Annotated in this window: 22 protein-coding genes; 14 read left to right on the plus strand and 8 right to left on the minus strand. The window is 62.2% G+C overall.

What is annotated here, in order from left to right:
• The first annotated feature begins 67 nt into the window (after positions 1-67).
• Both ggt and ppk2 read left to right on the plus strand, forming a co-directional pair.
• Entirely contained in the window at positions 68-1,798 is a 1,731-nt protein-coding gene (gene ggt, locus BTO02_RS27280) for a gamma-glutamyltransferase (protein WP_075160231.1), read from the plus strand.
• 193 nt (positions 1,799-1,991) lie between these two features.
• Positions 1,992-2,918 carry a polyphosphate kinase 2 gene (gene ppk2, locus BTO02_RS27285; protein ID WP_075160232.1) on the plus strand — a complete coding sequence of 309 codons (927 nt, stop codon included), beginning with the start codon at positions 1,992-1,994 and terminating at the stop codon, positions 2,916-2,918.
• Between the two features lie 131 nt (positions 2,919-3,049).
• Here the strand turns inward: ppk2 and BTO02_RS27290 are convergent, their stop codons facing one another.
• Positions 3,050-4,636 carry an inorganic phosphate transporter gene (locus BTO02_RS27290; protein WP_075160233.1) on the minus strand — a complete coding sequence of 529 codons (1,587 nt, stop codon included), beginning with the start codon at positions 4,634-4,636 and terminating at the stop codon, positions 3,050-3,052.
• A 74-nt stretch (positions 4,637-4,710) separates the two neighbouring features.
• Here BTO02_RS27290 and BTO02_RS34495 point away from each other — a divergent pair, with 74 nt between their 5' ends.
• Both BTO02_RS34495 and BTO02_RS27295 read left to right on the plus strand, forming a co-directional pair.
• On the plus strand, positions 4,711-4,893 hold the full coding sequence (locus BTO02_RS34495) for a hypothetical protein (protein WP_156883999.1): 183 nt from the start codon (positions 4,711-4,713) through the stop codon (positions 4,891-4,893).
• Between the two features lie 92 nt (positions 4,894-4,985).
• Positions 4,986-6,128, plus strand: coding sequence for a diguanylate cyclase (locus BTO02_RS27295; RefSeq protein WP_075160234.1), 1,143 nt, complete (start codon positions 4,986-4,988; stop codon positions 6,126-6,128).
• Between the two features lie 36 nt (positions 6,129-6,164).
• On the opposite strand, the gene BTO02_RS27300 is transcribed toward BTO02_RS27295, so the two are convergent.
• Positions 6,165-7,199: a VTT domain-containing protein gene (locus BTO02_RS27300; RefSeq protein WP_075160235.1), complete on the minus strand. Its 1,035-nt coding sequence runs from the start codon at positions 7,197-7,199 to the stop codon at positions 6,165-6,167.
• A 108-nt stretch (positions 7,200-7,307) separates the two neighbouring features.
• Positions 7,308-9,317, minus strand: coding sequence for a bifunctional DedA family/phosphatase PAP2 family protein (locus BTO02_RS27305; protein ID WP_075160236.1), 2,010 nt, complete (start codon positions 9,315-9,317; stop codon positions 7,308-7,310).
• 172 nt (positions 9,318-9,489) lie between these two features.
• Here BTO02_RS27305 and BTO02_RS34500 point away from each other — a divergent pair, with 172 nt between their 5' ends.
• Positions 9,490-9,663: a hypothetical protein gene (locus tag BTO02_RS34500; RefSeq protein ID WP_156884000.1), complete on the plus strand. Its 174-nt coding sequence runs from the start codon at positions 9,490-9,492 to the stop codon at positions 9,661-9,663.
• Between the two features lie 380 nt (positions 9,664-10,043).
• Positions 10,044-10,778: an H-NS histone family protein gene (locus tag BTO02_RS27310; RefSeq protein ID WP_075160237.1), complete on the plus strand. Its 735-nt coding sequence runs from the start codon at positions 10,044-10,046 to the stop codon at positions 10,776-10,778.
• A gap of 91 nt (positions 10,779-10,869) precedes the next feature.
• On the opposite strand, the gene BTO02_RS27315 is transcribed toward BTO02_RS27310, so the two are convergent.
• From BTO02_RS27315 to BTO02_RS27330, 4 genes are all read right to left on the minus strand, one after another.
• Positions 10,870-11,475 carry an IMPACT family protein gene (locus tag BTO02_RS27315; protein WP_075160238.1) on the minus strand — a complete coding sequence of 202 codons (606 nt, stop codon included), beginning with the start codon at positions 11,473-11,475 and terminating at the stop codon, positions 10,870-10,872.
• Positions 11,476-11,676: 201 nt separating this feature from the next.
• The gene (locus tag BTO02_RS27320) at positions 11,677-11,910 is read right to left on the minus strand and encodes a hypothetical protein (protein ID WP_075160239.1); all 234 of its coding nucleotides are present in this window, start codon (positions 11,908-11,910) and stop codon (positions 11,677-11,679) included.
• Between the two features lie 120 nt (positions 11,911-12,030).
• Entirely contained in the window at positions 12,031-12,303 is a 273-nt protein-coding gene (locus tag BTO02_RS27325; RefSeq protein WP_075160240.1) for a hypothetical protein, read from the minus strand.
• 152 nt (positions 12,304-12,455) lie between these two features.
• The gene (locus tag BTO02_RS27330; protein ID WP_075160241.1) at positions 12,456-12,725 is read right to left on the minus strand and encodes a hypothetical protein; all 270 of its coding nucleotides are present in this window, start codon (positions 12,723-12,725) and stop codon (positions 12,456-12,458) included.
• Positions 12,726-13,138: 413 nt separating this feature from the next.
• Here BTO02_RS27330 and BTO02_RS27335 point away from each other — a divergent pair, with 413 nt between their 5' ends.
• On the plus strand, positions 13,139-15,385 hold the full coding sequence (locus BTO02_RS27335; RefSeq protein WP_075160242.1) for a serine/threonine protein kinase: 2,247 nt from the start codon (positions 13,139-13,141) through the stop codon (positions 15,383-15,385).
• Positions 15,386-15,401: 16 nt separating this feature from the next.
• Here the strand turns inward: BTO02_RS27335 and BTO02_RS27340 are convergent, their stop codons facing one another.
• Positions 15,402-17,303 (minus strand): SUMF1/EgtB/PvdO family nonheme iron enzyme, encoded by a 1,902-nt coding sequence (locus BTO02_RS27340; protein WP_075160243.1) that lies wholly within the window; start codon positions 17,301-17,303, stop codon positions 15,402-15,404.
• A 182-nt stretch (positions 17,304-17,485) separates the two neighbouring features.
• On the opposite strand from BTO02_RS27340, the gene BTO02_RS27345 reads away from it, so the two are divergent.
• From BTO02_RS27345 to BTO02_RS27380, 7 genes are all read left to right on the plus strand, one after another.
• The gene (locus tag BTO02_RS27345; protein ID WP_075160244.1) at positions 17,486-17,935 is read left to right on the plus strand and encodes a DUF4399 domain-containing protein; all 450 of its coding nucleotides are present in this window, start codon (positions 17,486-17,488) and stop codon (positions 17,933-17,935) included.
• 72 nt (positions 17,936-18,007) lie between these two features.
• Entirely contained in the window at positions 18,008-18,439 is a 432-nt protein-coding gene (locus tag BTO02_RS27350) for a DUF4399 domain-containing protein (protein WP_075160245.1), read from the plus strand.
• A gap of 274 nt (positions 18,440-18,713) precedes the next feature.
• Positions 18,714-18,983, plus strand: coding sequence for a hypothetical protein (locus BTO02_RS27355; RefSeq protein WP_075160246.1), 270 nt, complete (start codon positions 18,714-18,716; stop codon positions 18,981-18,983).
• 380 nt (positions 18,984-19,363) lie between these two features.
• Positions 19,364-20,788 carry an efflux transporter outer membrane subunit gene (locus BTO02_RS27365; protein ID WP_075161436.1) on the plus strand — a complete coding sequence of 475 codons (1,425 nt, stop codon included), beginning with the start codon at positions 19,364-19,366 and terminating at the stop codon, positions 20,786-20,788.
• A 151-nt stretch (positions 20,789-20,939) separates the two neighbouring features.
• Positions 20,940-23,558, plus strand: a complete 2,619-nt coding sequence (locus tag BTO02_RS27370) for an FHA domain-containing protein (RefSeq protein WP_075160248.1) — start codon at positions 20,940-20,942, stop codon at positions 23,556-23,558.
• A complete protein-coding gene (locus BTO02_RS27375) occupies positions 23,536-24,909 on the plus strand; it encodes an HlyD family efflux transporter periplasmic adaptor subunit (RefSeq protein WP_075160249.1) in 1,374 nt (457 codons plus the stop codon). Before BTO02_RS27370 ends, BTO02_RS27375 begins: the two co-directional genes overlap by 23 nt.
• Before the next feature lie 76 nt (positions 24,910-24,985).
• The gene (locus BTO02_RS27380; RefSeq protein WP_075160250.1) at positions 24,986-25,738 is read left to right on the plus strand and encodes a peptidylprolyl isomerase; all 753 of its coding nucleotides are present in this window, start codon (positions 24,986-24,988) and stop codon (positions 25,736-25,738) included.
• Positions 25,739-25,751 lie beyond the last annotated feature (13 nt).

A 25,751-nucleotide genomic window follows, 5' to 3' on the forward strand; every position in this document is an offset into this window, starting at 1 on the left:
ATAAGCCCATGACAGACTTTCTCGCGAGCTTTTGAGTATCGGTCATTTGTGTCATGGAGGACAGCCGGTGAAGGCCAACAACAAAGCGAAACTCTCGATTGCGAGCCTGGCGTTTGCCGGGCTCGTATCCATTTCGGCGGGCTTTCTCGATGCGACGCCGGTCTACGCAAAGGGGCCTGCAAAGCAGCCGGTCGTGCTTTCCGCATCGGCGATCGCGGTTGCGGACAAATACAGCGCCGACGCCGCGCAACAGATCTTCAAGGAAGGCGGCAATGCGGTCGATGCCGCGGTCGCTATCGCATTCACGCTCGCCGTCACGTATCCCGAAGCCGGCAATATCGGCGGCGGCGGCTTTATGACGCTCTATGTGAACGGCAAGCCATACTTCATCGACTATCGGGAACGTGCGCCGCTGGCCGCGACGCGAACGATGTATCTCGACGATCAGGGCAACGAGATCAAAGGGAAAAGCCTCGTCGGTTATTACGCAGTCGGTGTGCCCGGCACGGTGGCCGGCATGTGGGAAGCGCAACATCGCTTCGGTCGCCTGACATGGAAGCAGGTGCTCGCGCCAGCCATCAAATACGCGCGCGATGGCTTTGTGGTCGACGAGCTGTTGATGCAGCGGCGCGACGCCGCCGCGAAGGAATTCGAAGGCAAGACCAACTTCGATACGTATTTCGGCGGCATGAAAGCCGGCGAGACGTTCAGGCAGCCCGATCTTGCAGCGGTGCTCACGCGCATTGCGAACAACGGTGTCAAGGAGTTCTACGACGGCAAGACTGCCGATCTGATCGCCGCGTCGATGCGCGGACATGGGCTGATCACGAAGCGCGACCTGCACGACTATCGCGCCGTGTGGCGCCAGCCGATCGAGGCGAAGTGGAATGGCTACGAAGTCATCACTGCGCCGCCGCCGAGTTCCGGAGGGGTTGGACTCGTGCAACTGCTCAAGATGAAGGCGGACCTCAAGCAGGATTTCAACGGCGTCGACCTCGATTCGGCGCAGTATATCCATTTGCTCGCGGAGATCGAAAAGCGCGTATTCGCCGATCGCGCGCAGTACCTCGGCGACCCGGATTTCTACAAGGTGCCCGTTGCGCAACTGACCGACGATGCCTATCTCGCGAAGCGCGCGGCCGAAGTGAACCCGAATACGCCTTCGGATACGAAAAGCGTGGTGCCGGGACTCGGCACGTCGATGCCTGAAAAGGCGGAGACGACGCACTTCTCGGTCGTCGACAAGTGGGGCAACGCGGTATCGAACACCTATACGATCAATGGCTATTTCGGTTCGGGTGTCGTCGTGCAGGGTGCGGGCATCGTGCTCAACGACGAGATGGACGACTTCGCAGCGAAGCCGGGGGTGCCGAACATGTTCGGCGTGGTCGGCAGCGACGCGAATTCGATCGAGCCGAAGAAGCGCCCGCTTTCATCGATGACGCCGACCATTCTCACGAAGGACGGCAAGGTCGCGCTCGTCATCGGCACGCCTGGCGGCTCGCGAATCTTCACGACGATTTTCCAGGTGATCAGCAATGTGTACGATTTCAACATGCCGTTGAAAGACGCCGTGGCAGCACCGCGCTTCCACCATCAGTTGCTGCCGCCTAACGCAATTTTCTGGGAACCGTATGCGCCGGTCGACGGCGAGCTTGCAAAGCAGATCGAAGCGAAGGGCTACGTGCTGAAAGCGCAGAGCTTCAACGGCGACGTTCAGGCAATCGGTATCAACGGCGATACGCCGGTGCCGGTGTCGGATCCGCGTGGGCGCGGCGTGGCGCGCACGTTCCGGTAGGCGACCTTGCGCGCGCATGATATTCCTTGACCTGGATGGGCATCAACTGAGCTTCGCGAAACGGCTGCGCTAAACTTCACGGACGCACCTTCGATTACATCGCACTGTCAGGTAACAAAGTTGACATTTGGCGCTTCGATAATCGATCTTTCGCGCTGCCATTAAAGTGCAGCGCGCAACGTGGAGAAACGCGATGAACGAGTTCGACCGGGAGAACGACCCGACGACGCTGGCCGCACGGCAGAAGCGTTTCGAAGAAGACCTCATCGATGCGTACGACGAGGAACTGGAGATGGAAGTCGACGACCGCATCCTCGACGGTGACGCAGCGGTATCGGACGAAGCACGTGCGCTGCGCAAGCTCTATTTCCGGGAACTGTTCCGGTTGCAGGGTGAACTGGTCAAGCTGCAGGACTGGATCGTAGAGACCGGCCATCGCCTCGTCGTGATCTTCGAAGGCCGCGACGCGGCCGGCAAGGGCGGGGCGATCAAGCGCATCACGCAGCGCCTGAACCCGCGCGTGTGCCGCGTCGCCGCGCTGCCGGCGCCGAACAACCGCGAACGCACGCAGTGGTATTTCCAGCGCTATGTGAGCCACCTGCCGGCCGGCGGCGAGATGGTGCTGTTCGATCGAAGCTGGTACAACCGCGCGGGCGTCGAGCGCGTGATGGGCTTTTGCAACGACGCGGAGTACGAAGAATTTTTCCGCTCAGTGCCGGAGTTCGAAAAAATGCTCGTGCGCAGCGGCATCCAGATTCTCAAGTACTGGTTTTCGATTACCGACGAAGAACAGGAAATCCGCTTTCAGGCGCGGATCCAGGATCCGCTCAAGCAGTGGAAGCTCAGCCCGATGGACCTCGAAAGCCGCCGCCGCTGGGAAGCCTATACGCAGGCTAAAGAAGTGATGCTGCAGCGCTCGCATATTGCCGAAGCGCCATGGTGGGTCGTGCAGGCCGTCGACAAGAAGCGCGCGCGCCTGAACTGCATTCATCATCTGCTGAGCCAGGTGCCGTATAAGGAAGTCGAGCACTCGTCCATCACGTTGCCCGAGCGCGTCCATCATCCCGACTATATCCGGCAGCCGGTGGCGACCGAGATGATCGTGCCCGAGTTGTACTGATGCGGTATTGCGTGGCGTGAAGAAAAACGCGGCAGAGTGTGCGACTCCGCCGCGTTTTTTTGTGACCGCGGTGTTGCGGCGCGAAGGCGATTATGGCGGCATTGGATCGAGCAAACCGCCGCGTATGGGTATCAGAACAGGTCGCGGAATAGCCAGTAGAGGCCCGCTGCCAGCGCAATGGACGCAGGCAGCGTCAGCACCCATGCGAGGACCAGGCTGCGCACGGTGCCCCACTGCAGGCCCGAGCCGTTTGCGGCCATCGTGCCGGCTACGCCGGACGACAGCACGTGCGTCGTCGACACCGGCAGGCCGTATGCGTCGGCGGCGCCGATCGTCAGCATCGCAATGACTTCGGCCGACGCGCCTTGCCCATAAGTGAGGTGCTGCTTGCCGATCTTTTCGCCGACTGTGACAACGATGCGCTTCCAGCCGACCATCGTGCCCATCCCCAGCGCGATCGCCACGGCAACTTTCACCCACGTCGGAATGAACTTCGTCGCGCCGTCGATCTGCTTCTTGAAGTTGTCGATCGCCTTCGCGTCGTTTTCCGAGAAAGCGGGCGACTTCGCCTTTTCCATCAGGCGGATTGCTTCGGACGCGATATACATGTCGTTACGCACGTTGTTGACCTTGTCCTGCGGCACGGCGGACAGCGAGCCCGATTGGCCGACCTGCTGGCCGATGCGCCCGGCCAGTTGCTGCAACGCCGGCAGCGTGGTGGCCTGCATCCGGTGCGTCTGCACGTAGTGCTCGACGTCGCCGCGCGGTGCAACCGAGGGCGGTGCGCCGTTCGTGTAGTTGCCCAACGCAGTGGCTGCCTGCTGCGCCACCGCAAGAAAGGTTTGCGTTTGCGCGGGCGTGACCGCCTTGTTCAGCGCATACGCGGTCGGCACGGTGCCGATCAGAATCAGCATGATGAGGCCCATGCCTTTCTGACCGTCGTTCGAGCCGTGCGCGAACGACACGCCGGTGCACGTGAGAATCAGCAGCGAACGGATCCAGAACGGCGGGGGCTCGTTGCCGGCCGGTTCCTGATATAGCGCCGGTACGTGGACGATCGCCTTCAACACGAGCAGCAGCAAGCCCGACAGCAGGAAACCCACGACCGGCGAAAACAGCAGCGACTTGCCGACGCCAAGCGCCTGGTTCCAGTCGACGCCGCTCGTGCCCGATGCGCCATGCAACAACTGATTCATCAGGCCCACGCCGATGATCGAGCCGACGAGCGTGTGTGAACTCGACGAGGGCAAGCCCAGATACCACGTGCCGAGATTCCAGATGATCGCGGCGATCAGCAGCGCGAACACCATTGCGAAGCCGGCGCTGCTGCCGACCTGCAGGATCAGCTCGACCGGCAGCAACTGCAGGATGCCGAACGCGACGGCTCCGGTGGAAGTCAGGACACCGAGGAAGTTCCATGCGCCAGACCAGACCACCGCGATATTGGGCGACAGCGAATGCGTATAGATAACGGTCGCCACCGCATTCGCGGTGTCGTGAAAACCATTGACGAACTCGAAGCCGAGCGCGATGAGCAGTGCGATGCCAAGCAGCAGATAAGGCAGGAACGAAGATTGCCGGACGGCCTGTAGATCGTCGATCAGGTGAGTCCCGCAATAAACCGCGCCCGCGATCGCGACGATGAAAAAGACGATGAGGCTCGCACTGCGGCCTTTTCCGGTTGCTGAACCCGCTTGCGGGACGGAGAGTTCCGGCATGGCGTGCGCCTCCCAGGGTGGTCGCGTGAACCATCGATGCTGAGTGGCAAGTGTGTCGGCAGGATGACAGACGAATGGCTGATTTACCGCGTAAAAATCTGATGATTGAACGCTTTAAAGCGCGGCTTAAGTCAGGCATCGGCCGGGGTTCGGGTTATTGCGATTTACGGACTGTGGCGCCAATAAACCGGGAGTGGAAAAACCTTCGCATCGTGCAGCGCCGGATCAATAAACTGGTAGAATTTTTACCGTATTAAGCGCGTTATGTTTTCCGGCTTTGTGGTGCTGCATGCCGTGTGTGCATTTATTGATGGTTCATTGAATCCGCTGTTCTTTGCGCAGGTGCCAGATGGCGTCAGAAACGGTTCGAGCGACGGGCAAGGCGGCGGATCAGGCAGCGGACGCCATGGCCGGCAAGGGCACACGGTTTGTCGAACGCACTTATCGATTGCGCATTATCGGGCTCGGCCTCGGATTTGTTTGCGTCGGTTCGGTACTTCTCGGTCAGCAGCGCGGCTTTGCAATATGGAGCCTTGCTGTATTTCACGGCATTATCTGGCCGCATGTCGCGCGCCGCGCGGCGCTTGCGTGTGTTGTCCCGTATCGCGGCGAGCGGCTCAACCTGATGATCGACTCGGTTTTCGGCGGCTTCTGGATTGTTGCAATGCAATTCAATGTGCTGCCGAGCGTCGTGATTCTCGTCATGCTCAGCATGGACAATATCGCCGCCGGCGGTCTGCGTTTCTTTGCGCGCGGCCTCGTTGCGCACGCGGCCGGCGTGGTGATCGGTGTGGCCGTGCTCGGTCTCGCATTTACGCCGATGTCGACCATGGCGACCATCGTCGCCAGTTTGCCGTTGCTGATCGTCTACCCGCTCTCGCTCGGCTGGGCGATGTACCGGATGTCGCAGAAGCTTGCCGCGCGCACGCGCGAGTTCGAGCATCTGAGCCGTACCGACGGCCTTACCCGGCTCTGGAACCGTCGGCATTGGGAAGGTCAACTCGCGCTCGAGTTCGAGCGCTGCCGCGCGAACGGCTACGCATCGTGCCTGTTGCTGATCGATCTCGATCATTTCAAGAACGTCAACGATACGCGGGGCCACCCGGCCGGCGACGCGGTGCTCGTCGCGTTCGCGGCCGTGCTGCGCAGCCATTTCCGCGCGGGCGACAGCATCGGCCGCTACGGCGGCGAGGAATTCGGCGTGGTGCTGCCCGGCGCCACCTTGCGCGAGACCCAGTCGATCGCAAGGGACTTGCTGCTGCGCGTGCGCGAGCAGGCACGCGAGCCCGATGCATCATGTCCGTGCACGATCAGCGCCGGCATTGCGCAGTTGACGCCCGACATGCCCGACTATCACACGTGGCTGCTCGAAGCGGACCGCAGTCTCTATCAGGCGAAAGCGCAAGGGCGCGACCGTATCGTCGTTACCGGTGCGGCGGCGCCCGCTTCGGCTGTGGGCTTCGTCCATACCAGGGCCGGCGCCAGGCCGTGATGCCGGCTCCAGCTTTAAAGCGCTGACGTTGCAAGGCTAGGCGATGCCGCGCAGCGTAATCTGACACGTCGGTCCGTCTTCGAACGACACGTCATCGGGCGCCTCGCGACGCCGCCCGCGCTCGGGCGGTACCGGCTCGACCGCATAGCCGCGCCGCTCCCACGCATCGAGTCCGCCCTTTACCGCGCGCACGCGCTTGAAGCCCTTGTCGCGCATCTGCCGCGATAACGTGCGCGCCGTCTCGTGGTCGGGGCACACGCAATACACAACCGTATTGCGTTCGACTTCGTCCACTTCCCCGAGCGAATTCGCTTCGACTGCCCTCACGCGCGGCAGCCGATAGGGCTCATGTTGCCGTACCGGTTCGGGACGCGCATCGAGAATGACAGGCGGCAGGGCCGGGCGCAGCATCGCTTCGACGTGTTCCGGCGAGACCTGCGCGAGCGCGAGCGGCGGCTGGAGACGCCAGCGCAGAACGAGCCGATACAGCAGATAGAGCAGCGCGAGCACGACGAGCACGTCGATCGCGGTCCAGCCGTGCCTGCGCACTTCGACGATGAACATGCGCAAATGCCGTTCGAAAAGCGCGCCGCCGAGCAGCCAGAAGGTAGCCCACGCGGTGACGCCGAGCGCATCCCATGCGAAAAAGATCAGCGGGCGCACGCGGGTGGTGCCCATCAGCGGCGGCGTGATGATCGCGAGGCCCGGCACGAACTTCGATGCCGCGACGATGCCGGGTCCGAAGCGGACGAACAGAGCGCGTGCCTTTCGAACACGCTTTTCGACGGTAACCGATAAACGCGCGAGACCGTGGATGAGCCGGCGACCGAGTACGCGTCCCGCCGTGAACCAGACGCCGTCGCCGATCATCGCGCCGAGCACCGCGGCCGCGAGCACATGCCAGAACGATAGCCGATGGTCGACGATTGCGACGCCGGCGAACAGCAGCAGCGGCACCGCGGGAATCGGTACGCCGAGGCGCGCGATCAGCACATTGAGGAATACCAGCGCGCTGCCCCATGTCGCGACTGCCGCAGCCGGAAACTCGATCACGGGAATGTCTCCTTGCATGGCGCCGCGGGTTCAAGCAGACGTCGAGCTATGAGCGGGCGGCGGCCGCTCCGGTCCCAGGCATTGTTGCATGGATGAACGCCGCGCGCAGCATGGGGTCGGCTACCCTCAATGAGCAATCAACGTGACCGGCATGCCCTTGCAGCCGATGCCGCGCGACGTTTCGAACGCCTGCCAGTCCGATTGACCGTGCCCGGAAATCATTGGATCGATTTGCCGGTCGGTGCGCAATACATTGAATGGCCACGACGGACGCAGTAACCGCTCGTGCACGAGCGAGCCGAGCCAGATCGGCGTTGCCGCGGCGCCTGGCTTGCGTTGCACTGCGTAACCGGTTCGCCAGAAGCGCAGCACGTCGCGCTCGTCGCGGCGCTCGCGCTGGCGCGCGAAGATCAGTGAGGACGGTTCCCCGTCGTTGAGCTTGGGCAGCACGGGCAGATCCATCGCGGGCACATTCGGCGAGATCAGCGAAAAGAGGCTGTGCGCGGAGACGCGCGTACCGGGCACCCAGCCGCGGCTGCCCAGTTGCGCTTCGATCTGACTGGCATCGGCGGTCCATTGCACCGTGATCGGCTCGCGGCGCTCACCCTTCAGATCGGACCGGTAACACGGGAAAGTCTTCCACAGGGAATCGGTCCATTGCGCTTCGCTCACGACAATCGGCGGGCGCGGCACCATCGGCGGCAGCGCGAGCGAGTCGGGGCGGAAGCGGTATTGCAGCACCACGCTCATGCAAATGACGGCGAGCACGACAAGGGGCATCCAGGGGCGCATCGGCGTGGCGTGAGGATTGCGCCAGACCGCGGTCAATGCGACGATCGCCACCCAGACCGCCGCGAACGCCGCACCGCCGATCGCGTCCGAGAACGCGTAGCGCCCCGAGTACAGTCCTGCAAATGCAATTGCAACGAGGATCACGGTCCCGACCGTCGTCACGACGATCGCGCTGAATATGCCAACCCGGCGCGTGAGGATAAAGCCAAGGAAGCCATAGACGATCACGCTCGCCGCGACGTGATTGCTCGGGAACGCGTACGCGTAGTCGCTGCCGCTCCACGGCGGCGCGCGATGCACGATCAGCTGGATGCCGATGATGAGTATCTGCGAAAACGCGACCGCGATAATCCAGTAGACGACGGTACGCCAGCGGCGCTCGGCAACCATCCACAGCACGCCGGTTGCGATCAGCGCCGTGAGGGTCGGCACCGTGCCGAGCGCGGTGAACCGCGTGAGCACATCGGCGAACCATGGCGAGTGGATCGCGCGCATGAAGCGATAGACCGATGCGTCCATCTGCACGAGGGGGTTGCCGCGCACGACATCCTCCAGCACGCCAAAGAAAATGCCCGCGCCGAGCAGGACGATGAACGAGATCGCGACGACCAGCACGACGCTGTGCTGCTGCGACGGATCGACAATGCGAAGCACGAAGCGGCCGGCGGCGCGCCTGCGATGCAGGCGCGCCCATAACACGACCCTGCGTTGCGAGGTGACCGACCAGGCGCGCGCATGCGAAAGAATGAAGCGTGCGGCGATGAAGATCAGCCACACGGCGCCGACGACGATGGCAAGTGCGGCCACGAGCCGGAACGACACGTCGCCGGCCAGTTGGATCGACGCGCCGAACACGACGCCTGGCAGGATGTGCGCGGGTGCCCATAGCACCGCGGACAGCACGTTCATCGCATAGAAGCGGCTGGGCGGCATCTGCAGCATGCCCGCCACGACCGGCACGACCGCGCGCAACGGCCCGACGAAACGGGCGAACAGAACGGCCTTCGCGCCGTGCTTTTCGAAGTACTGATGGCCTCGCTCGAGCAGCCTTGGATGGGTGCGAAACGGCCAGACTGCAGCGATTCTGTCGCGGTAGCGATGGCCGAACCAGTAGCTGATGCCGTCGCCGGCGATGGCGCCGACCACGGCGATGGCGAGCAGCCAGCCGAGATTGAGCGTGCCGGTGCCGACCAGCGCGCCGGCCACGAACAGCGCGGTACTGCCCGGCACGAAGGTACCGATGAAGGCGACGGCTTCGAGAAATGCGGCGAGAAAGACGACGGCCAACGTCCATCCAGTGTGCCCCGCTAGCAGGTGCAATAACTGGACGTACGCATGCTCCATATGAATCTCCCGATGTATCGAGCTCAACGCGTGTGTGAATGGGACGGTCAGTGCGGAGATGACCGATTGCGACAAAACAGTGCTTCCCGGCCTCGTGCGCGCTGCATGAAGTCGACAGTCTAAGGGTAATGGACGGGTTCGCGCAGCGGCGCTCGCCAATGACGCGATCGACATGCAGCGCAAACGTGAAGTACGTGCGCTGCGGAAACCCGCAGGTTATTCAAAACGTAAGCATGGCGCGCAGGATTTGTTAGAGCCCGCAAAACGGTCGATGCCGAAGGGTAATACCCGATCATTGCAAAAGAACGCATCTGCCGATGCCATCGAACGCATGGCCTATCAATAGACCTTATTGGACGATCGTCCATACAGACTCCGATTCAATGCCGGGAATTTCCGGTTCTTATCGGTTGAATATCCGAAATCCGGTTCACGGCCAGGTCGCTGTTGCGTTTTTTCGTTGGGTCTGCTGTCGTGTCTTGTGCGTAGCCGCTAGTCTGCAGTTCTGTTAAAGACCGCTAACGGCGTGTCGGCGCATGTTGGCTGTGAGCAAGAAATTAGACGGGAAGTCTTGCTTGCGCATTATTCGATTAGCCTTAATTTGCTTTTTTGCGACGTTTGCTAAGGCTCAATTTGTTGTTATTACCTTACTTTACGTTCAAAAGATAGCACTTCAACCTATATCCATGGCATAGTCCGTTTATGTCGTTCAACCAGGAGAGGAGTATGGCCACATTGGAGCAGATCCAGACGCGCTTGAAGAAACTGCAAGCGCAGGCCGATGCGATCATCGCAAAGCGGGCGCAAGGCGCGCTTGACCAGATTCGCGAGCTGATGATCAAGCATGGGCTGACCACGCGCGATATCGAAGCGCGTGCGAAGGCAAGACGGGAACGCGCGCGTCTCGGTCTTGCAAACGGCAAGACGAAGAGCGCGGGCGCGACGAAAGGCAAGCTGCCGCCCAAGTACCGCGACCCGAAAACGGGTGCGACATGGAGCGGGCATGCCCGGCCGCCGGCATGGATCAAGAACGTGAAAGATCGGAGCAGGTTCTTGATCGATGGCGGCAGCGCGGTTGCCGGCGTGAGTGTCAAACCTGCTGCAAAGCCGGCGGCGAAGAAGGCTGCGGCTAAAAAGGCAACGGCGAAAAAGGCCGCGGCTAAGAAGAGCATAGGCAGAAAGTCGGCTGCCGCTAAGAAGACCGCGGCCAGGAAAACCGCTGTCGGAACAGTTGCAGCAAAGAAGACCGCCGGTCGCAAAGGCGCGGCTAAAAAGGTTGCATCGGGCCGCACAGCCGCCGGCAAGACGGCGAGAAAGACAACCGGCAAGATGGCGAGAAAGGCGCCTGTGCGCAAAACCGGGCAAGGCACGGCGCGAAAGGTCACGGCGCGAAAGGTCACGGCGAATACCGCGCCGGTCGCTGCGCCTGCGGCGGCGAATGGCGCACTTGCACTAAGCTGAACCAGGCATCGTTTGATCGGTCGGGCGGTACGCGCGGCGAACTTCGCCGTCGCGTTGCCGCCCGTTTCGCTTTAGCGACCGGAAGCGGGCATTAGCGTTCCTGACCGGCGTCGGAAGGAAAGGCTGCACGGCCCTGCGTGAGGTCGCGCAATGCGTCGCGCGCACCATCGAGCGCCGTGACGGGCATGCGAATCGCAAGACATACGTCCATTTCATACGTGCTGTTTTCAAGCGTGTAGTTCTGCTGCTCGAGCCAGCGCCGCACACGCGCTTCATCCGCGTAGCCGATTTCTACCTTAAGCGCTGCAAGTGCAATCCGTTCGACGCGCGGTGCGTCCTGCAGGGCGCTTGCAATCGCATCGGTATAGGCGCGCACGAGTCCGCCCGCACCAAGTTTGACACCGCCATAGTAACGGACGACTGCCGCCAGCACGCCATCGAGATCGTGGTGGCGCAGCACTTCGAGAATCGGCCGGCCCGCTGTGCCCGATGGCTCGCCGTCGTCGGACATGCCCGACTGGCCACCCGCTAGCAAGGCCCAGCACACGTGAGTTGCCGCCGGATGCGCTTCACGCAGGCGGCGTAACTCGTCCATTGCGGCGTCACGGTCCGCGACCGGAATCGCGTATCCGATAAAGCGGCTTTTGCGGATTTCGAGTTCCGCGCTCAACGCGTTAGGCAGGGTAAAGATTGGCAAGGTGGGTCGGCAATGCGGTTGTTCGTGTGGTTGTTCGCGCTGTTGTTCGTATCGGAACGCTGCATTGTGCGCCATTCCGGTAAGGGTGTCCTGTCGACCTGTCCAACAGCGCTGGGTGCGTGGCCGTGCGGGCACGCGATGTCTTCGACAAATATGTCAAGAATACATGCCTGATGCACGGCGTTGCAGCGAGTGCTGCGGTCACTTTCCTAACAGACTTTGCGCCGGAATTCGCTCGTCGGTATTTTGCCGTGTGGACGAAAAGCCGAGCGGAAAATCGACGACGCGCGCAATCGCGCGGGAAGCGGCGGGCTGGGTGTCGCCGGTAGCGCCGAAAAAGCGCGTGCCGACGCGCGCACCGCCGACGATTGCGGTCATCGCCTGGCGGTCGAGTTCGACACTCGCGGAAAGGTCTTTGATAACGAGTTTGGCCATGGCTGTTCCCGAGGCTTGATCACAAGCAAACAGTATAGGAAAAGGCGCGCGCTTCCGGTATCCTGGAGCGCGCGCTAGCGCACGGTGCGGAGGTCCCCGTTCCTCCGCTGCAGCGCGAGATCACACGGCGGCATTCGTGCTGGCCCAAAGCTTGGGGCTGACGTTCAGATTCGGCGGCACGAAGCCAGCGCCGATCACACCGATGTTGTTCAGTGCTTCGACGTTGACGAACTGCATCTGCGTGATGTTCTGGTTGACGCCGATGTTGACATTGGCCACTGGGCCAAGGCCGGCGAGCCACGAGTTGCCGGGCGCGCCGCCGGAGACGGCGGACATCTCGCCGTGCTCGAGCGTCCGGATACCGGACAGATCGCGAATGATGATGGACGACATGATATTTCTCCACGGAGATCGGAAAGCAGGAAACGGACAAACAAGCAGACAAACAAGCGCGCAAAAACAGCGACAGCAGCAAACAGGCCGGACTGCGGCTACCGGGAGCGCCGCGGCCCGCGCGCTCCCGGTCCCCCGTGCATGATCCGCAATCAGTAGACGTTGACGTTGTTCGTGCCCGTCATCGTGGGCGTGATCGTCGTGTCGAATTTCTTGGCGAACGCGTTGCCGTTGTTGCTGATGTTGCTTACGTCCTGCGACTGGTTTACAAGTTGCTGCGCATTGACCGTCTTGCTGTTATCGAACTTGAGCGACAGGTCCGGATAGTGTGGAAAGGCAATATAGCCGCCGCGCACAGCTTGCATTGCCTTGCTGTCGAGTTGTTCGGCCATGGCGAGGTCTTTGATGGTCAGCGATTTCATGAAGGTTCTCCTAACAATGAATAGAGGGGTCTTGCGGTTCGTTTGAGCATCTTGTCTGCTCGGGCGTCACTAACGCACAGGCTGTGCCAGGCGATGCGACGAGCGCTGCAAATGCGCTGCAAAAGCGAACTGTCCGTTGATGGATAAGGGCTTGCGTCTGCGCGCACAGAACCGGCGCCTGCCAGGACACGATGCGCTGCGCGCCGGCGCAGGCGCTCGAAGCATGCCGATGACGGGTTAAGGCCAACTGAATGCCCGAAGCTGTTGGCCGATTCGCAACACATGGCTTAGCCGCATACGCGGCCATTTCCCTTTGCGAAAGAGAATCGTGCGGGCTACTATCGAATGAGCGCATGTAATTGATTACGAAAGGATCCGTTCCATTCCACCGAGCGCTGCATTGCTTCGCACCCATGGCCAACCTTGCGCATCTGATCCGGGATTACCAGAGCGGCGCGCTTACGCACGATGCGTTCGTCGCTGAGCTCGACAGCACGTTGACGATCGACGGCTTGGGTCCCGCGCGGCTTTTCGACGTCCTTCGCGAAGCGCACGCACGGATGCCGTTGCCGGCGGATCTCTATGCGGAGGTCCACCGCAGAATCGTGCAGTTGCCGGTATCGAATCTCGCGGCGGCCGGCGGCGAGGAAACGCGTGTGCAAACCGCAGCGGGCCATGGCGATACGCGCGGCGGCGCGGCGGCGGGCGTGTCGCCCGTGCAGCCGGTGCCACCGCCGTCTTCGTCGCCGTCGGGAACGATCGGCGCGACGCTCGCGCGTGGCGCTCCGTCCGGTGAAGTCAAAGGCACGGGCGACACGCTCAACAACCGTTTCGTGCTTGAAGAGTGCCTCGGCATCGGCGGCATGGGCACCGTTTACAGAGCGCTCGACCTGCGGAAGCTCGAAGCCTCGGACCGCAAGCCGTACGTCGCGATCAAGGTGCTCAATCTGCAGTTTCGCGGCAACCCGAAGTCGCTGATCGCACTGCAGCGTGAAGCGCGCAAAGCGCAGGTGCTCGCGCACCGGAACATCGTCACCGTCTACGACTTCGATCGCGATGGCGCAATCGTCTATCTGACGATGGAGTACCTGTCGGGCAAACCGCTCAGCCAGATATTGCGTACGCCCGATTTCAACGGCATGCCTGTGGGCGCGGCCTTGCCGATCGTGCGCGGTATGTCGGCCGCGCTTGCCTATGCGCACGAGCGCGGCTTCGTGCATTGCGATTTCAAGCCCGCAAACGTGTTTTTGACCGAACACGGCGAAGTGAAGGTGATCGACTTCGGCATCGCGCGCGTGTTTCAGCGAAGCGAGGAAGAAAGCGACGCTACCGTGTTCGACCCCGGCAGCCTCGGCGCGTTGACGCCCGCGTACGCCAGCCCGGAAATGCTCGAGCATCTGGAGCCCGATCCGCGCGACGATATCTATGCGCTCGGCTGCATCACGTATGAATTGCTCACGGGCCGTCATCCGTTCGATCGCCTGTCCGCGACCCAGGCGCGCGCCGCGCATCGGCAGCCGCAGCGTCCCGAGCAACTGGGCACGCGGCAATGGCGCGCCTTGCGCGCGGCGCTTTCGTTCGATCGGGCAACGCGCATGCCAACGGTCGCGCGCTTTGTCGAAGCGTTTTGCAGCGACGAGGCGCGCGCGGGGAACGTCAAGGCGAGGCCGCTGCCAGGCGCGTTGGAAAAGGCGAACGGTGCGTCCGGCGCATTGTCCGGCTGGCCGATGAAGGCCGGTATAGCGACGCTTCTTGCGCTGATTGCGGCGGGCGTCGGTGTTTATCGCTATCGCGCGCCGCCGACCGAACAGGATTCCGGGCAGCAACTGTCGTCGGCTTCGGAAACGACGGCCGCGGGTACCCCGGAGGCGCCGGTTCAGACGGGCTCGATCGGCGCATCGCAAGCGGCGGCACGAACGCAAGCGCAAACGCCAGATGAAGGCGAAACACCGGCGCGAACGGCGAACATCACGCCCGCGCCACCGCCGACGCTCGCGGTGGTTTCGCCCTTGCTCGCAAAGCTGCCGTGCTCCGCGCTCGCCGCATCGATCAGCGGTCGCGCGGTGCAACTGCGCGGCTTCGTCGCGCAACCCGACGGCATCGACACGCTGAAGACCACGGTCGGCACCGTGCCGGGCGTCGACGCGTTGAACCTCGACGTGCGGCCGCTTGGCGCAGACAAATGCGAAGTGCTCGACGCATACGCGCCTTATTGGGCTCGCAACTGGAATGCAGGCCATGTCGCGACGTTGCACACGCGTGCATCGGGTGGGCAGCTTACCGAAGGCGACCCGCTGGTGGTCGATGTGTCGACGCCGGGCTACGACTCATACGTGAACGTTGATTACTACGTGCTTGACGGGACTGTCGTGCATATGGTGCCGGGCCCGCGCGCCAAGGACAATCAGGCGCCGCCGCATTACAAGGCAACGATCGGCGCGGGCGGCGACTGGATCGTGTCGAAGCCGTTCGGCACGGAACTCGTCGTGCTTCTGATCACGCCGGCGCCTCTTTTCGACAGCTTGCGGCCGGAAAGCGAAGCGCGTGCCGATTATCTGAGGCTGCTCGACACAAGGCTCAAACAGATGGCTGAAAAATATGGGCAGGGAAAGATCGTCGCGGACATCGCACCGATCACGAGCAGGGCGCGTGGGCGCTGAGTAGCCGCCAGCGCGCTTATTTCAGGTCTTTCGCGACGCGAAAGCCGTCTTGCGATTGACGCACGCTCTGGCTGTACTTGAAGCGCGTCGACGTGAGCATGTAATCGCTACCTTCGCGCCATGAGCCGCCGCGGATCACACGCATGTTGCAGCCCGGCGCGTCCCACGCGCGGCCGTCGTTCGGTGCGTTCTGGTACGAGTTGTGCCAACAGTCGCCGACCCATTCCCATACGCTGCCGTTCATATCGTGCAATCCATAAGGATTCGCCGCGAACGACCCGACGCTTTCGGGGCCCTCCTTATGCCATGGATCGCCGCAGTCCTTGCAGTTCGCGTGGCCCTTGCGCATCTGGTCGCCCCACCAGTATTTCGACGTCGTGCCCGCGCGGTCCGCGTATTCCCATTCGGCTTCGGTCGGCAGGCGGTAAGGCTTGCCCGTCGTTTTGGCGAGCCATTTGACGTAGAGCTGGGCGTCGTCCCAGCTTAGATCGCGTGCCGGAGCGTTCTTCAGCGAATTGTTCTCGGCTGCGAGGCGCGGGCATGCACTCGCATCCGCGCATGCATTCCATTGCTCGACCGTCACTTCGTATTTGCCGATTGCGAACGGCGCCGCGATGGTCACGCGATGCGGCGGCTTTTCGGATGGATCGTCGGAGTTGCTGCCCATCGTGAACGAACCGGCGGGCAGCGAGACCATCACCGGACAGGTTGCGCAGTCCTTGCTTTCACCGCTTGCGGCGGTGCTTGTTTTTGCAGCCGGTTGGGTGGGCGAGCGAGCAGGTGCGGGCACAGGCGCAGGCGATGCAGCGGCGGGGCGTTGTGGTTGCGGTGCGGGGGCAGCCGGAGCCGCCGGCGTGGCCGCTTGAGGGGCTGGCGAGGTCGGCGCCGTCTGCGGCTTTTGCGCACCGGCCGCGGCTTTGAGACGCTCGATGCGCGCACGCGCAAGTGTCGCGAAACGTCCGTTTGGATAGGCCTTCAGATACGCTTCGTAGTCGCTCGCGTAGTTGCTGTCCTTGATCGAGTCCCAGAACGTCAGTTCGTATTGTTCGTTGCTGTCCTTTGGCAGGATGCCGCGGCCTGGCATCGGCACGGTTGCCTCGTATGCGGTCGTGGCGAGCGCGAGACGTCGCGACGCATCGAGATTCCGCACGCCGTCGCTTGCAGGGCCCAACGCTTCACGCATCGATGACGACGTCCACGGCCTTTGTTGCCCTTGCGTAAGCAACGCGACCTCGTCTGCCGCATGCCGAAGCATCGCGAACATCGTATCGATGTTGCCGCTTCGCGCGACTGGCGGCGCTTTTTCCATCTGATGCAGCCATGCGTCGGTCAGCAAGCCGTGTTGCGCACCGTCCAGCGCCATTGCTCCGGGCGCCGCTGCATACGCAACGAATGTCCGCGCGGGCAGTATCGGCAGAGCGGCATCGACGGGAGAAGGGCGCGCAAACGGCTGCACGAGGCAGGCGTCGAGCACGACCACATTGCGCTGCTGCGGTCGCGCGACGGACATGACGCGCAATACCGTCGCGACATCGATGCCATCGCGTACCAGAGCAGCGGGCTTGCGCGCGTCGACGCCCGCGGGAAGCAGCAAAGTGGCATGCGCGGTTTGAATGCCGTGTCCGGCGAAGTAGAAGAGACCGACACCACCTGCTTGCAGCCGCCTGGCGAATTCGTCAATCGCCTCATTCATTTTCTGCGGCGTTGCATCGGCCACGCTAACCACCTCGAAACCTAGCGACTGCAAAGCCGCACTCACGGCCCCGGCATCGCGCCGGGCGTTAGCGAGCGGGTTAGCCGGATAGTTGCTATTGCCGATCACCAGCGCGACTTTGCGTTCGGCAAATGCGGCATCGTCGCTGGCGGCGTGCGCGCTGCCGAGCCCGATCATGCACACCAGCAGGAGTGTTCGCCACATATTCAAATCCTGTCCGCTATGAACCGTTTATGGGTATGGGACAACTCGCCGGCCTTCATCAAAAAGATAGCACGCAGTGCGAACGTCAGAACGTTAACGAGTGGTGCGTATCTTTTTGGCAAGTTCCGTCCTAAGCTGAATCAGAATCGCAAAGCCGTGAACTTCCATCGGGAGAATGCGCCATGCGAAGAACAAAAACACGTGTGCTGGCCGCGCTGTCGATTGCGTCGGCGGCATGCATCGCGCTCGGTTCGTCGAGTGTGCACTCCGCACAGCAGACGCCGTCGCCGCCCGGCGCGCAGGAATACATCATCTGGCCGTACGACGGCGCGGTCATTCAGGGCGGCAAACTCTGGGTTCGCATGGGGCTGCGCAACATGGGCGTGTGTCCAAAAGGCGTCAATGTTCCCAACACCGGGCACCATCATCTGCTGATCGATACCGATCTGCCGCCGCTCGACCAGGAAATTCCATCCGACCGCCAGCATCTGCATTTCGGCGCGGGCGAGACCGATGCGCGCATCGAATTGCCGCCGGGCAAGCACACGCTGCAACTGCTGCTGGGCGATCAGAACCACGTGCCGCATGTGCCGCCCGTGTACTCGAAGAAAATCACGATCATCGTCAAGTAAGGGTCTCCTGGGGCGTGAGCGTCCCGAGGTTCAGGAGCCCGCGCGAACGATGCTCGACGGAGAGCGCCAGTCATGTACAAGATCCTTGCTGCTGCGGCGTTTGCCGCGTTGATGTGCGGGTTCGTAGCCAATGCGTCGGGCGGCACGACGCCGGCGCCGCGCGATGCGATCGTGTATATCGGCTATCCGAACGACGGTCAGGTCGTGCCGGCGAACAAGCCGTTTCGCGTGTGGTTCGGACTGCGCTATATGGGTGTTGCTCCCAAGGGCGTCAAATATCCGAACACGGGGCATCACCATCTGCTGATCGATTGCGATCTGCCGCCGATGGACCAGGAGATTCCATCGGATCGTCAGCATCTGCATTTCGGCGCCGGCGAAACCGAGACGACCATCGAGTTGCCGCCCGGTAAGCACACGCTGCAATTGCTGATGGGCGACGACAGGCACGTGCCGACCGATCCGCCGATCTATTCGAAGAAAATCACGGTAATCGCCAAATGAGGCAGCGCGTGCGCCAGGTGTGGCCCGCGAGGCAACACCGAGCCGCGCGATGTTGGTCCACACCCATCTATTCGAAACGGCAACGGGCGCGGTGCAGCCTGCCATTCGGGCGGTGCATCGAGTAAAACGCCCTGTATTTACAGGCCACTGCAGCCTTGAAGCAACAGCGTGCTCATCACTGGCACAGCCTATGCGTTAGTAAGCCGCGAGCAGACAAGAAATGCTCGAACCTGAAAACGCAAACCTCTGCGTCCACCTTCTTAGGAGAACCGTGATGAAATCGCTGATGATCAAAGACCTGCACGTTACCGAGCAACTCGACAGCAAGGCGATGAAGGCCGTGCGTGGCGGCTATATGGCTTACCCGTACTTCCCGAGCCTGTCGTTCAAATTCGACGACAGCAAGCACGTAAGCGCTCAGCAACTCATCGACCAGTCGCAATCGGTCAACAACGTGAGCGGCAACGGCAACGCGTTCGCGAAGAACTTCAACACGACGATCACGCCGACGATGATCGCGACGAACAACGTCAACGTCTATTAAGCGGCCTGACGGCTCCGCGGAGGCTGGACCGGGCCTTCCGCGGGCCGCATCGCAGTGCGCATCGACGAGACGAAGCGCGCTCGATCGTTCGCCGTAAGCGGTCGCGCATCAAAAAGCAGATACGCAGAATCGTCCTTTCCATACGGGCCGCACGACGCACTGCGTTTGGCGCACGCCTTCCAGTACACCTCGATTCACGCGGATATCGATAGAGATGCCGCGCGGGACGTGCTTTACTTGAATCGCGCGCCTTGCTGTGGCATCGCCGGGATCGATCGGAGAATACCGTGTTCGTGTCGCCTCGTTCATTGGTTCGCCGCTTGCCGGATCTGGCAGTCCGCAACCCCATCGCGCGGCGGATCTGCAATCGCTGCACCGTCGTGCGTTTCACCACCGTTGTCGGCGTCGCCATCGAGGCGCTGCTCGCCTGTGCGTTGCTCGGCGGCTGCATCGATGCACACGTGCCCGACTACAAGCGCCCGGATACGCCGGCCAAAGCATCGTGGACTGACCGCACCAGCACGTCCATTTCCGCGTCCGGCACGATCGAGCCGGACTGGTGGAAAACCTTTCAGGATCCGTACCTGAACGCTTTGATTGCGAAGTCCATCGACGGCAACTTCGACATCAGGATTCTCGCCGCTCGCATCAATGTGGCGGGCGCCCAGATTGCCGAAGCCCAGTCCGGCGCGTTGCCGACGATGGATCTCGGCGCCGGCGCGAATTTCGAAAAAACGACTGGCGTGCCGTTTTCAAGGCAATACAACCTTGCGACCCAGGTGAACTGGGACATCGATATCTGGGGCAAGGTCGAAAAAGGCGTGCAGGCGCAAAAGGCCGAGTTTCGCGCGAGCGAAGCCGATTGGCGCGCGGGATACCTGGAACTGGTGTCGAACGTGTCGACCACGTATTTCCAGATCCTGCAGTTCGACGATCAGATCGAGCAACAGCAGAAGATGATCGACGCCAACCGGCAGATCCTGACGATCTTCGAGGGCATGAGCGCGAGCGGTCTGATACCGAAGACGCAGGTGCTGCGCGAGCAGGCCGAGATCAACCGTCTGACGAAGGACTTGCTCGACTTGCGCCGTTCGCGCGATCTTGCGAACAACGCGCTGTGCACGCTGATCGGCGTGCCGGCCGGCGAATACAGGGTGCCGGCCGGACACTTGCAGCAGCGCGTGCAGTTGCCGCCGGTGCCGGCCGGCTTGCCGTCGCAACTGCTGGCAAGACGCCCCGACATCGTCGCGTCCGAATTGCGCGTGCTCGAGTCGTACGACCTCGTCGGCGAAGCCCGGCTCGCGCAACTGCCGACCGTGAGTCTCACCGCGCATGGCGGCACCGCAAGCCTCGCTTTGTCGGATTTGCTGAAATCGTTCACGTTCGGCGTCATGCCGAGCATCAACATTCCGATTCTCGACCCTGGCGTGCGTGCACATGTGAAGACGACCGAAGCGCAGGCCACGGTGGCCGAGCAGGAGTACCGGCGCACCGTGATGGGTGCATTCGAGGAAGTCGAGAGCGCGCTCGTCAATCTGAATGCGCACAAGGCGCAACGCGTGGAGTTGCTGCAGCAGGTCGAGCGGCTGCGCATCGTCGCGGACCAGGTCAGTGCGCAATTGAAAGAGGGCGTGATTTCTCAACTTGACGTGTTCGAGACGGACCGGTCCTACCTCGAAGCGCAGCTCGAACTGTTGTTGAACCATCAGCAGATTCTGTCGGACACGGTGTTGCTTTACAAGGCGCTTGGCGGAGGTTGGCCGCCGGTCGATATCCAGATGCAGGTGAACGACGTTAAGAATTGACTACCGTCATGCGTGACTTAAAATCGCTGTGTGCCCGCCGCCCCCCGCTTTGGGCCGCTCGCGCGCTCTTCCGCGCGCTTTCTGAATGCATTCCTCTGACGCTTCGATTCGACAGAAGCAGCAGCGGGTATACGCTTAGTGATCCAGAAAGATGAACCCCGGCGAAGCTCCGATTGCTGAGATGCGGGCGACCTTGAACCAGGAGTTCGATGTCGTGCTCGTGCCGGTTTCGGACCCGGCGCTCGGCGTGATCCGGATTAGCGAGAGCCTTTTCGCCATCGGCCGCAGCGAAGCACCGTTCGCCGACTATCCGCACGAGTGCGTGGCTCGCCTGTCGCGGCGCCATGCTCGTATCTTCTCCGAACATGGCGCCGTGTATGTTGCCGATCTCGACAGCAAGAACGGCACGTCGGTCAACGGCATCAGCGTGCGCGAGTCGCCAAGCCGCGTGCGCGCCGGCGACGAGTTGTGTTTCGGCGGCGAGCTTGCCTATCGCGTCGGCATCGAGCCGCGCGCGTTCGATGCGGCGGCGGCGCTGGCGGCGCAGCAGGTGAGCGTGACGCTGGTCCCGACGCGGGACGATCTGCGTCTCGAGCCGATCGACGTGCAGGCGTTCCCGTTTCTCGTCAGCAAAACCGATCCGTTGTTTGCGCGCTATAAAGACCGGTTTCCGCATCAGGTCAACTATATTTCGCGGCGCCATGCACATCTGTTTTTGCGCGGAAGCGAACCGTACGTCGAGGATCTCGGCAGCACGAACGGCACGTTCGTCGGAGGAAAGCGGCTCGACGAATCGGCGCTCGCGCTGCGGGACGGCGATGTGCTCGGCTTCGGTAGCGACCATTTCGTCTATCGCGTGAAGGTGCATAAGGCGCCCGGTATCGAGCCGACCATTACGCATCTGGTGGCGCGCAATGCTTCGCACGATGCGGCGGCAGAACGCGCTGGGCCGCATGTGGAACCGCCCGCCGTTCGCGCGGTGCCGCCGCCTGCACCTGCAATGGAGCCGGCAGTCGACATGGACAAGACGACGTTTGTCGGCGCGGCGCATTCGTTTCTCGACATCTTCTATGTCGATCGCGCCGTGCAACGCGAGGACGAGGTCAACGAGGCTGCACGTCCCGCAGCGACCGGTCATGCCGCTCACGAGTCGCGTTCGCGCGGTCCGCGCAACCTGTTTAGCGCACTCGCGGCCGAGTACGCACGCACGTTCGCAGGCGGCGACCGCACGACCTTACGGCGCATCGGAATCGGATCGCTTGCAGTGATGGTGCTGATCGCGGCGATGGCGACCGTGCTTTACATGAGGGGCGCGTCGCAGCGCGAGCTCAAGCAACTGCTCGCGAGCGGCGACGACGAACAGGCACTCGTCGTTGCCAATGCTTATCTCGCGCACCATCCCACGGACGATGCGGTCCAGACACTGGCCAGCGTCGCGCTGATGAAAGCGCGCGTGCCCGGCTGGCTCGACGCGCTGCGCGCGGGCCAGTTCGACCGTGCGGCGGCGCTGATCGGCGGCATGAAGGCGTCGAGTGCGGGCAATACCGACACGGCCCCGTTGATCGACGAGTTGCAATGGGTCGGCGATCTCGAGCGTTTTGCGTCGCGGCACACAACCGCAGCCGCGGCAGGCGACGCGCAGTCGGGCGGCGACGCGCCTATCCAGATCTATGGCGACGAGGCGCGCATCAATCGCTTGCTCCAGCACTGGGACGACGATCCTAAAAGCCATCAGCGCACGCTCGATCGGATCGCTTCGTACGTGCCGCAGTTCGCCGACCCGTATGCGCTCGCGTTGAGCCATCTGCGCAAACTGCAAAGCGACGACTCGGTCTATGTGACAGCGATCGATCGGCTCAACACGACGATCGGCACCGAGCTCGTGCGCGATAAACCCGATGCGCTCACCGCCGTGTTCGACGACTACGCGCAGCGCTATCCGCGGCTGGCAGGTCTCGACGGTCTGCGCGCCGACCTGCGTCAATACATCGACTTGCTCAATGCGCTGCTGGCCAGACGGTTGACGCCGCTGCTCGCGCAGATGAAGCAGATGCGATTCGTTACGCCGCCGTTTCAGGCGCAATACCGCCAGCTGGCCGCTTCGCGCTTGCCGCCGCCCGATGTGATTCGTCAGCATGACGACGCGATTGCCGCGTGGCAGCACGGCGATACGCAACAGGCGCTCGATACCTTGCAACAGATTGCAGGCGGCGCATGGTCCAAAGAGATCGCAGCCGAACACGCGCGTAAAAAGACCTTGGCCGATCAATTCGCGGGTTTGCAAAGCCATCGCGGCGGCAAAGATTATCAGCAGCGTCTGCTGTCGTTTTACGCCGGGCTCGATTCCGCCGAAGACATATGGTTCGCGCGTGCCATCGCGCCGGACGTCGCGTCGCTGCGCGACAACGCGCTGGCGCAGGCGCATGCCCAGCTCGAACGCGCGCAGAACCTGTGGCGTCAGTACCGCGCGAACGGCTCGATCGGCGGCACGCAGCGCCTCGAATCGGGCGTTTCCGACCGGTTCCGTAGCCAGGCGCGTCTGCTCACCGACGCACAGGCTGCCGCGCAGCAGGGAATGGGTGTGTATACGCAGCTCAAGGCGGAACATCCTTCACAGTGGGATCAGCTGGTCGAAGACATCGACGCGGAAAGCGCGCTGCAACGCCGCTCGCTCGAGGAACTGCGCATGGTGCTCGAGCCCGGCTTGCTGAAAGCGAAGCTCGCATTGATCGGAGGAGGCGAAGGCCGTGAAGCGCGATCCTCACCCTAAACCGCTGCACGAGGCGCTCGAGGACCACAGCGTCGAAGGCATTGCGATTCTGACGGCCGAGCCGGTGCGCATCGCGCAAGCGCTCGTGCTAGCGATGGTCGCGCTCGTGGCGGCCGGTTTGCTGTGGTCGTTTATCGGCCGCGCCGATGTGATCGTTACCGCGCAAGGAACGTTATCGCCCGAGTCCGACGTGCGGCGCATTTATGCGCCGATCGACGGAGAGCTCGCGGACCTCTATATCGCCGAAGGGCAACCGGTATCGAAAGGCGATGTGCTCGCGCGGCTCAACGCGCGCGGCGCGATCGAAGCGGCGACCAACGCGCTGCAGGCGCAGCTCAAACTCGACGACGCGGAGCGCGAATGGAAGCAGTTCCCCGAAAAGAAGCAACTGATGGAGCGTAAAGCCGCGGCGCTCAAGGACCAGCTGGAAGTGGAGGAGCGGCTGCACGAAAATCGCATTTCCGAAGGCACGACGAAGCTCGCCGAAGGGCAAAAGGCCGCGCTCGACGAGGCGCGCAGCAACCTCGACAATGCGCGCAATCTTCGCGACGCGACGCGTAGCGAGTTCGACAAATACGCGCGGCTTTTTGCGCAACCGGGCGGTGGCGGTGTGGCGGAACTGCAGGTGGCCCAGAAGCGCAACGCTTATCTGGAAGCAGAGAACGCTTACCGTGTCGCGCAATCGAAGTTGACCGAGCTCGATTTCAAGTTGAGCCACGAGTTCGCCGAAGCAAACGCCCAGCTCGAAACGAGCGGTCAGCAGACCACGAGCCTCAAGCTGCAATACGACGCGGCCGTGCGCGAGATTACGAGCACCGAAGACAAGTTGCGTCTGCAACTGCAAACCGCGCGTCTCGTATCGGATGCCGCCGCGCGTATTCGTTTCGAGAATATCGACAAGGACAATTTCCTGCTGATTCTCGCACCGGTGTCGGGCGTGATCACCGATGTCACGTCGACGCAGACGGGCGACAAGATCCAGGCGAATGCGCCGCTTGGCGGCATTGCCCCTAAAGATGCACGCCCTGTGCTGAAGATCGAAATCGCCGAGCGGGACCGCGCATTCCTGCATGAGGGCATGGCGGTCAAGATGAAGTTCAATGCATTCCCTTACCAGCGCTACGGCATCGTCAAAGGCACGCTCGCTTATATTTCACCGGCGACGAAGCCTTCGGGACCCGACAGACAGCCCGTCTACGAAGGCCGCGTCACGCTCGACAAAGATTATTACCAGGTCGCGGAAAACCGCTACCCATTGCGTTACGGCATGACCGCGAGTGCGGAGATCGTCGTGCGCGAACGCAGACTGATCGACCTCGGACTCGACCCGTTCCGGCAACTGGCCGGATAACAGAACGCAAGCGCCTCTCCCCGACCGTTGCATGGCAGGCACCTCGAGGAAGCGCACGACTACAGGAGCGAACAAGATGACCGCGATTGTAAGAATCGATGATGAAGTGGTCGACGATGCCGAGTTCATCCGTTTGCTGAAACTGACGGGCCAGTTCGAAAGCCTGATCGAGCAGCTCGTGCGCGACAAGCTCACCGTGCATGCCGCGAAAAAGCACGGCATTACCGTCAGCGACGAGGACATCCAGCAGCGTGCGGATCAGTTTCGCCGCGTGCGCGGCCTGCATCGCGCCGCCGATACGAACCAGTACCTCGACGCGATGGACGTGTCGCTCGATCAGTTCGAATCGTTCATCACGGACGGCCTGTATCAGGAAAAGATGCTCGAGCGCATCGCGGACAATCGGGCGATCGAAGAGTACTTCTCGCTGAATTCGCCGAAGTTCGATGCGATCGAGGTCAGCCATATCGTGCTCGATAGCGAAGGCAAGGCGAAGGAGATGATTTCGTATCTGCACGACGACCCGGACGGCTTCGCCGATATGGCCCGCGAGCATTCGATCGCCGATACGGGGGCGGCGGGCGGCGTGATCGGCAAGGTGCTGCGCGGGTCGCTGAAGCCCGATATCGAAGCGAAGATCTTCAATGCCGCGGTCGGCGATCTGCTTGGGCCGTTTGCATCGTCGGACCGTTCGTGCTTCGAAATCTTCGCGGTAACCGCAAAGTACCCGGCAACGCTCGACGACGACGTGACATCGGAAATCAAACGTCTGTTGCGCGAAGAGTGGCTGATGGCGCGCGCACAGGAACACATTATCGAGGCGCGCTGACGGCGACAGAACA

Source organism: Paraburkholderia sp. SOS3 (assembly GCF_001922345.1).
Lineage (GTDB): Bacteria > Pseudomonadota > Gammaproteobacteria > Burkholderiales > Burkholderiaceae > Paraburkholderia.

What these genes read in the sequence shown, in the direction of transcription:
- BTO02_RS27335 (WP_075160242.1), top strand. Translation starts at nt 13,139, where the DNA reads ATGGCCAACCTTGCGCATCTGATCCGGGATTACCAGAGCGGCGCGCTT.
- BTO02_RS27345 (WP_075160244.1), top strand. Translation starts at nt 17,486, where the DNA reads ATGCGAAGAACAAAAACACGTGTGCTGGCCGCGCTGTCGATTGCGTCG.
- BTO02_RS34495 (WP_156883999.1), top strand. Translation starts at nt 4,711, where the DNA reads ATGGCTGATTTACCGCGTAAAAATCTGATGATTGAACGCTTTAAAGCG.
- BTO02_RS27355 (WP_075160246.1), top strand. Translation starts at nt 18,714, where the DNA reads ATGAAATCGCTGATGATCAAAGACCTGCACGTTACCGAGCAACTCGAC.
- BTO02_RS27340 (WP_075160243.1), bottom strand. Translation starts at nt 17,303, where the DNA reads ATGTGGCGAACACTCCTGCTGGTGTGCATGATCGGGCTCGGCAGCGCG.
- BTO02_RS27305 (WP_075160236.1), bottom strand. Translation starts at nt 9,317, where the DNA reads ATGGAGCATGCGTACGTCCAGTTATTGCACCTGCTAGCGGGGCACACT.
- BTO02_RS27325 (WP_075160240.1), bottom strand. Translation starts at nt 12,303, where the DNA reads ATGTCGTCCATCATCATTCGCGATCTGTCCGGTATCCGGACGCTCGAG.
- BTO02_RS27310 (WP_075160237.1), top strand. Translation starts at nt 10,044, where the DNA reads ATGGCCACATTGGAGCAGATCCAGACGCGCTTGAAGAAACTGCAAGCG.
- ppk2 (WP_075160232.1), top strand. Translation starts at nt 1,992, where the DNA reads ATGAACGAGTTCGACCGGGAGAACGACCCGACGACGCTGGCCGCACGG.
- BTO02_RS34500 (WP_156884000.1), top strand. Translation starts at nt 9,490, where the DNA reads ATGCAGCGCAAACGTGAAGTACGTGCGCTGCGGAAACCCGCAGGTTAT.
- BTO02_RS27290 (WP_075160233.1), bottom strand. Translation starts at nt 4,636, where the DNA reads ATGCCGGAACTCTCCGTCCCGCAAGCGGGTTCAGCAACCGGAAAAGGC.
- BTO02_RS27380 (WP_075160250.1), top strand. Translation starts at nt 24,986, where the DNA reads ATGACCGCGATTGTAAGAATCGATGATGAAGTGGTCGACGATGCCGAG.
- BTO02_RS27350 (WP_075160245.1), top strand. Translation starts at nt 18,008, where the DNA reads ATGTACAAGATCCTTGCTGCTGCGGCGTTTGCCGCGTTGATGTGCGGG.
- BTO02_RS27300 (WP_075160235.1), bottom strand. Translation starts at nt 7,199, where the DNA reads ATGCAAGGAGACATTCCCGTGATCGAGTTTCCGGCTGCGGCAGTCGCG.
- BTO02_RS27320 (WP_075160239.1), bottom strand. Translation starts at nt 11,910, where the DNA reads ATGGCCAAACTCGTTATCAAAGACCTTTCCGCGAGTGTCGAACTCGAC.
- BTO02_RS27330 (WP_075160241.1), bottom strand. Translation starts at nt 12,725, where the DNA reads ATGAAATCGCTGACCATCAAAGACCTCGCCATGGCCGAACAACTCGAC.
- BTO02_RS27370 (WP_075160248.1), top strand. Translation starts at nt 20,940, where the DNA reads ATGAACCCCGGCGAAGCTCCGATTGCTGAGATGCGGGCGACCTTGAAC.
- BTO02_RS27295 (WP_075160234.1), top strand. Translation starts at nt 4,986, where the DNA reads ATGGCGTCAGAAACGGTTCGAGCGACGGGCAAGGCGGCGGATCAGGCA.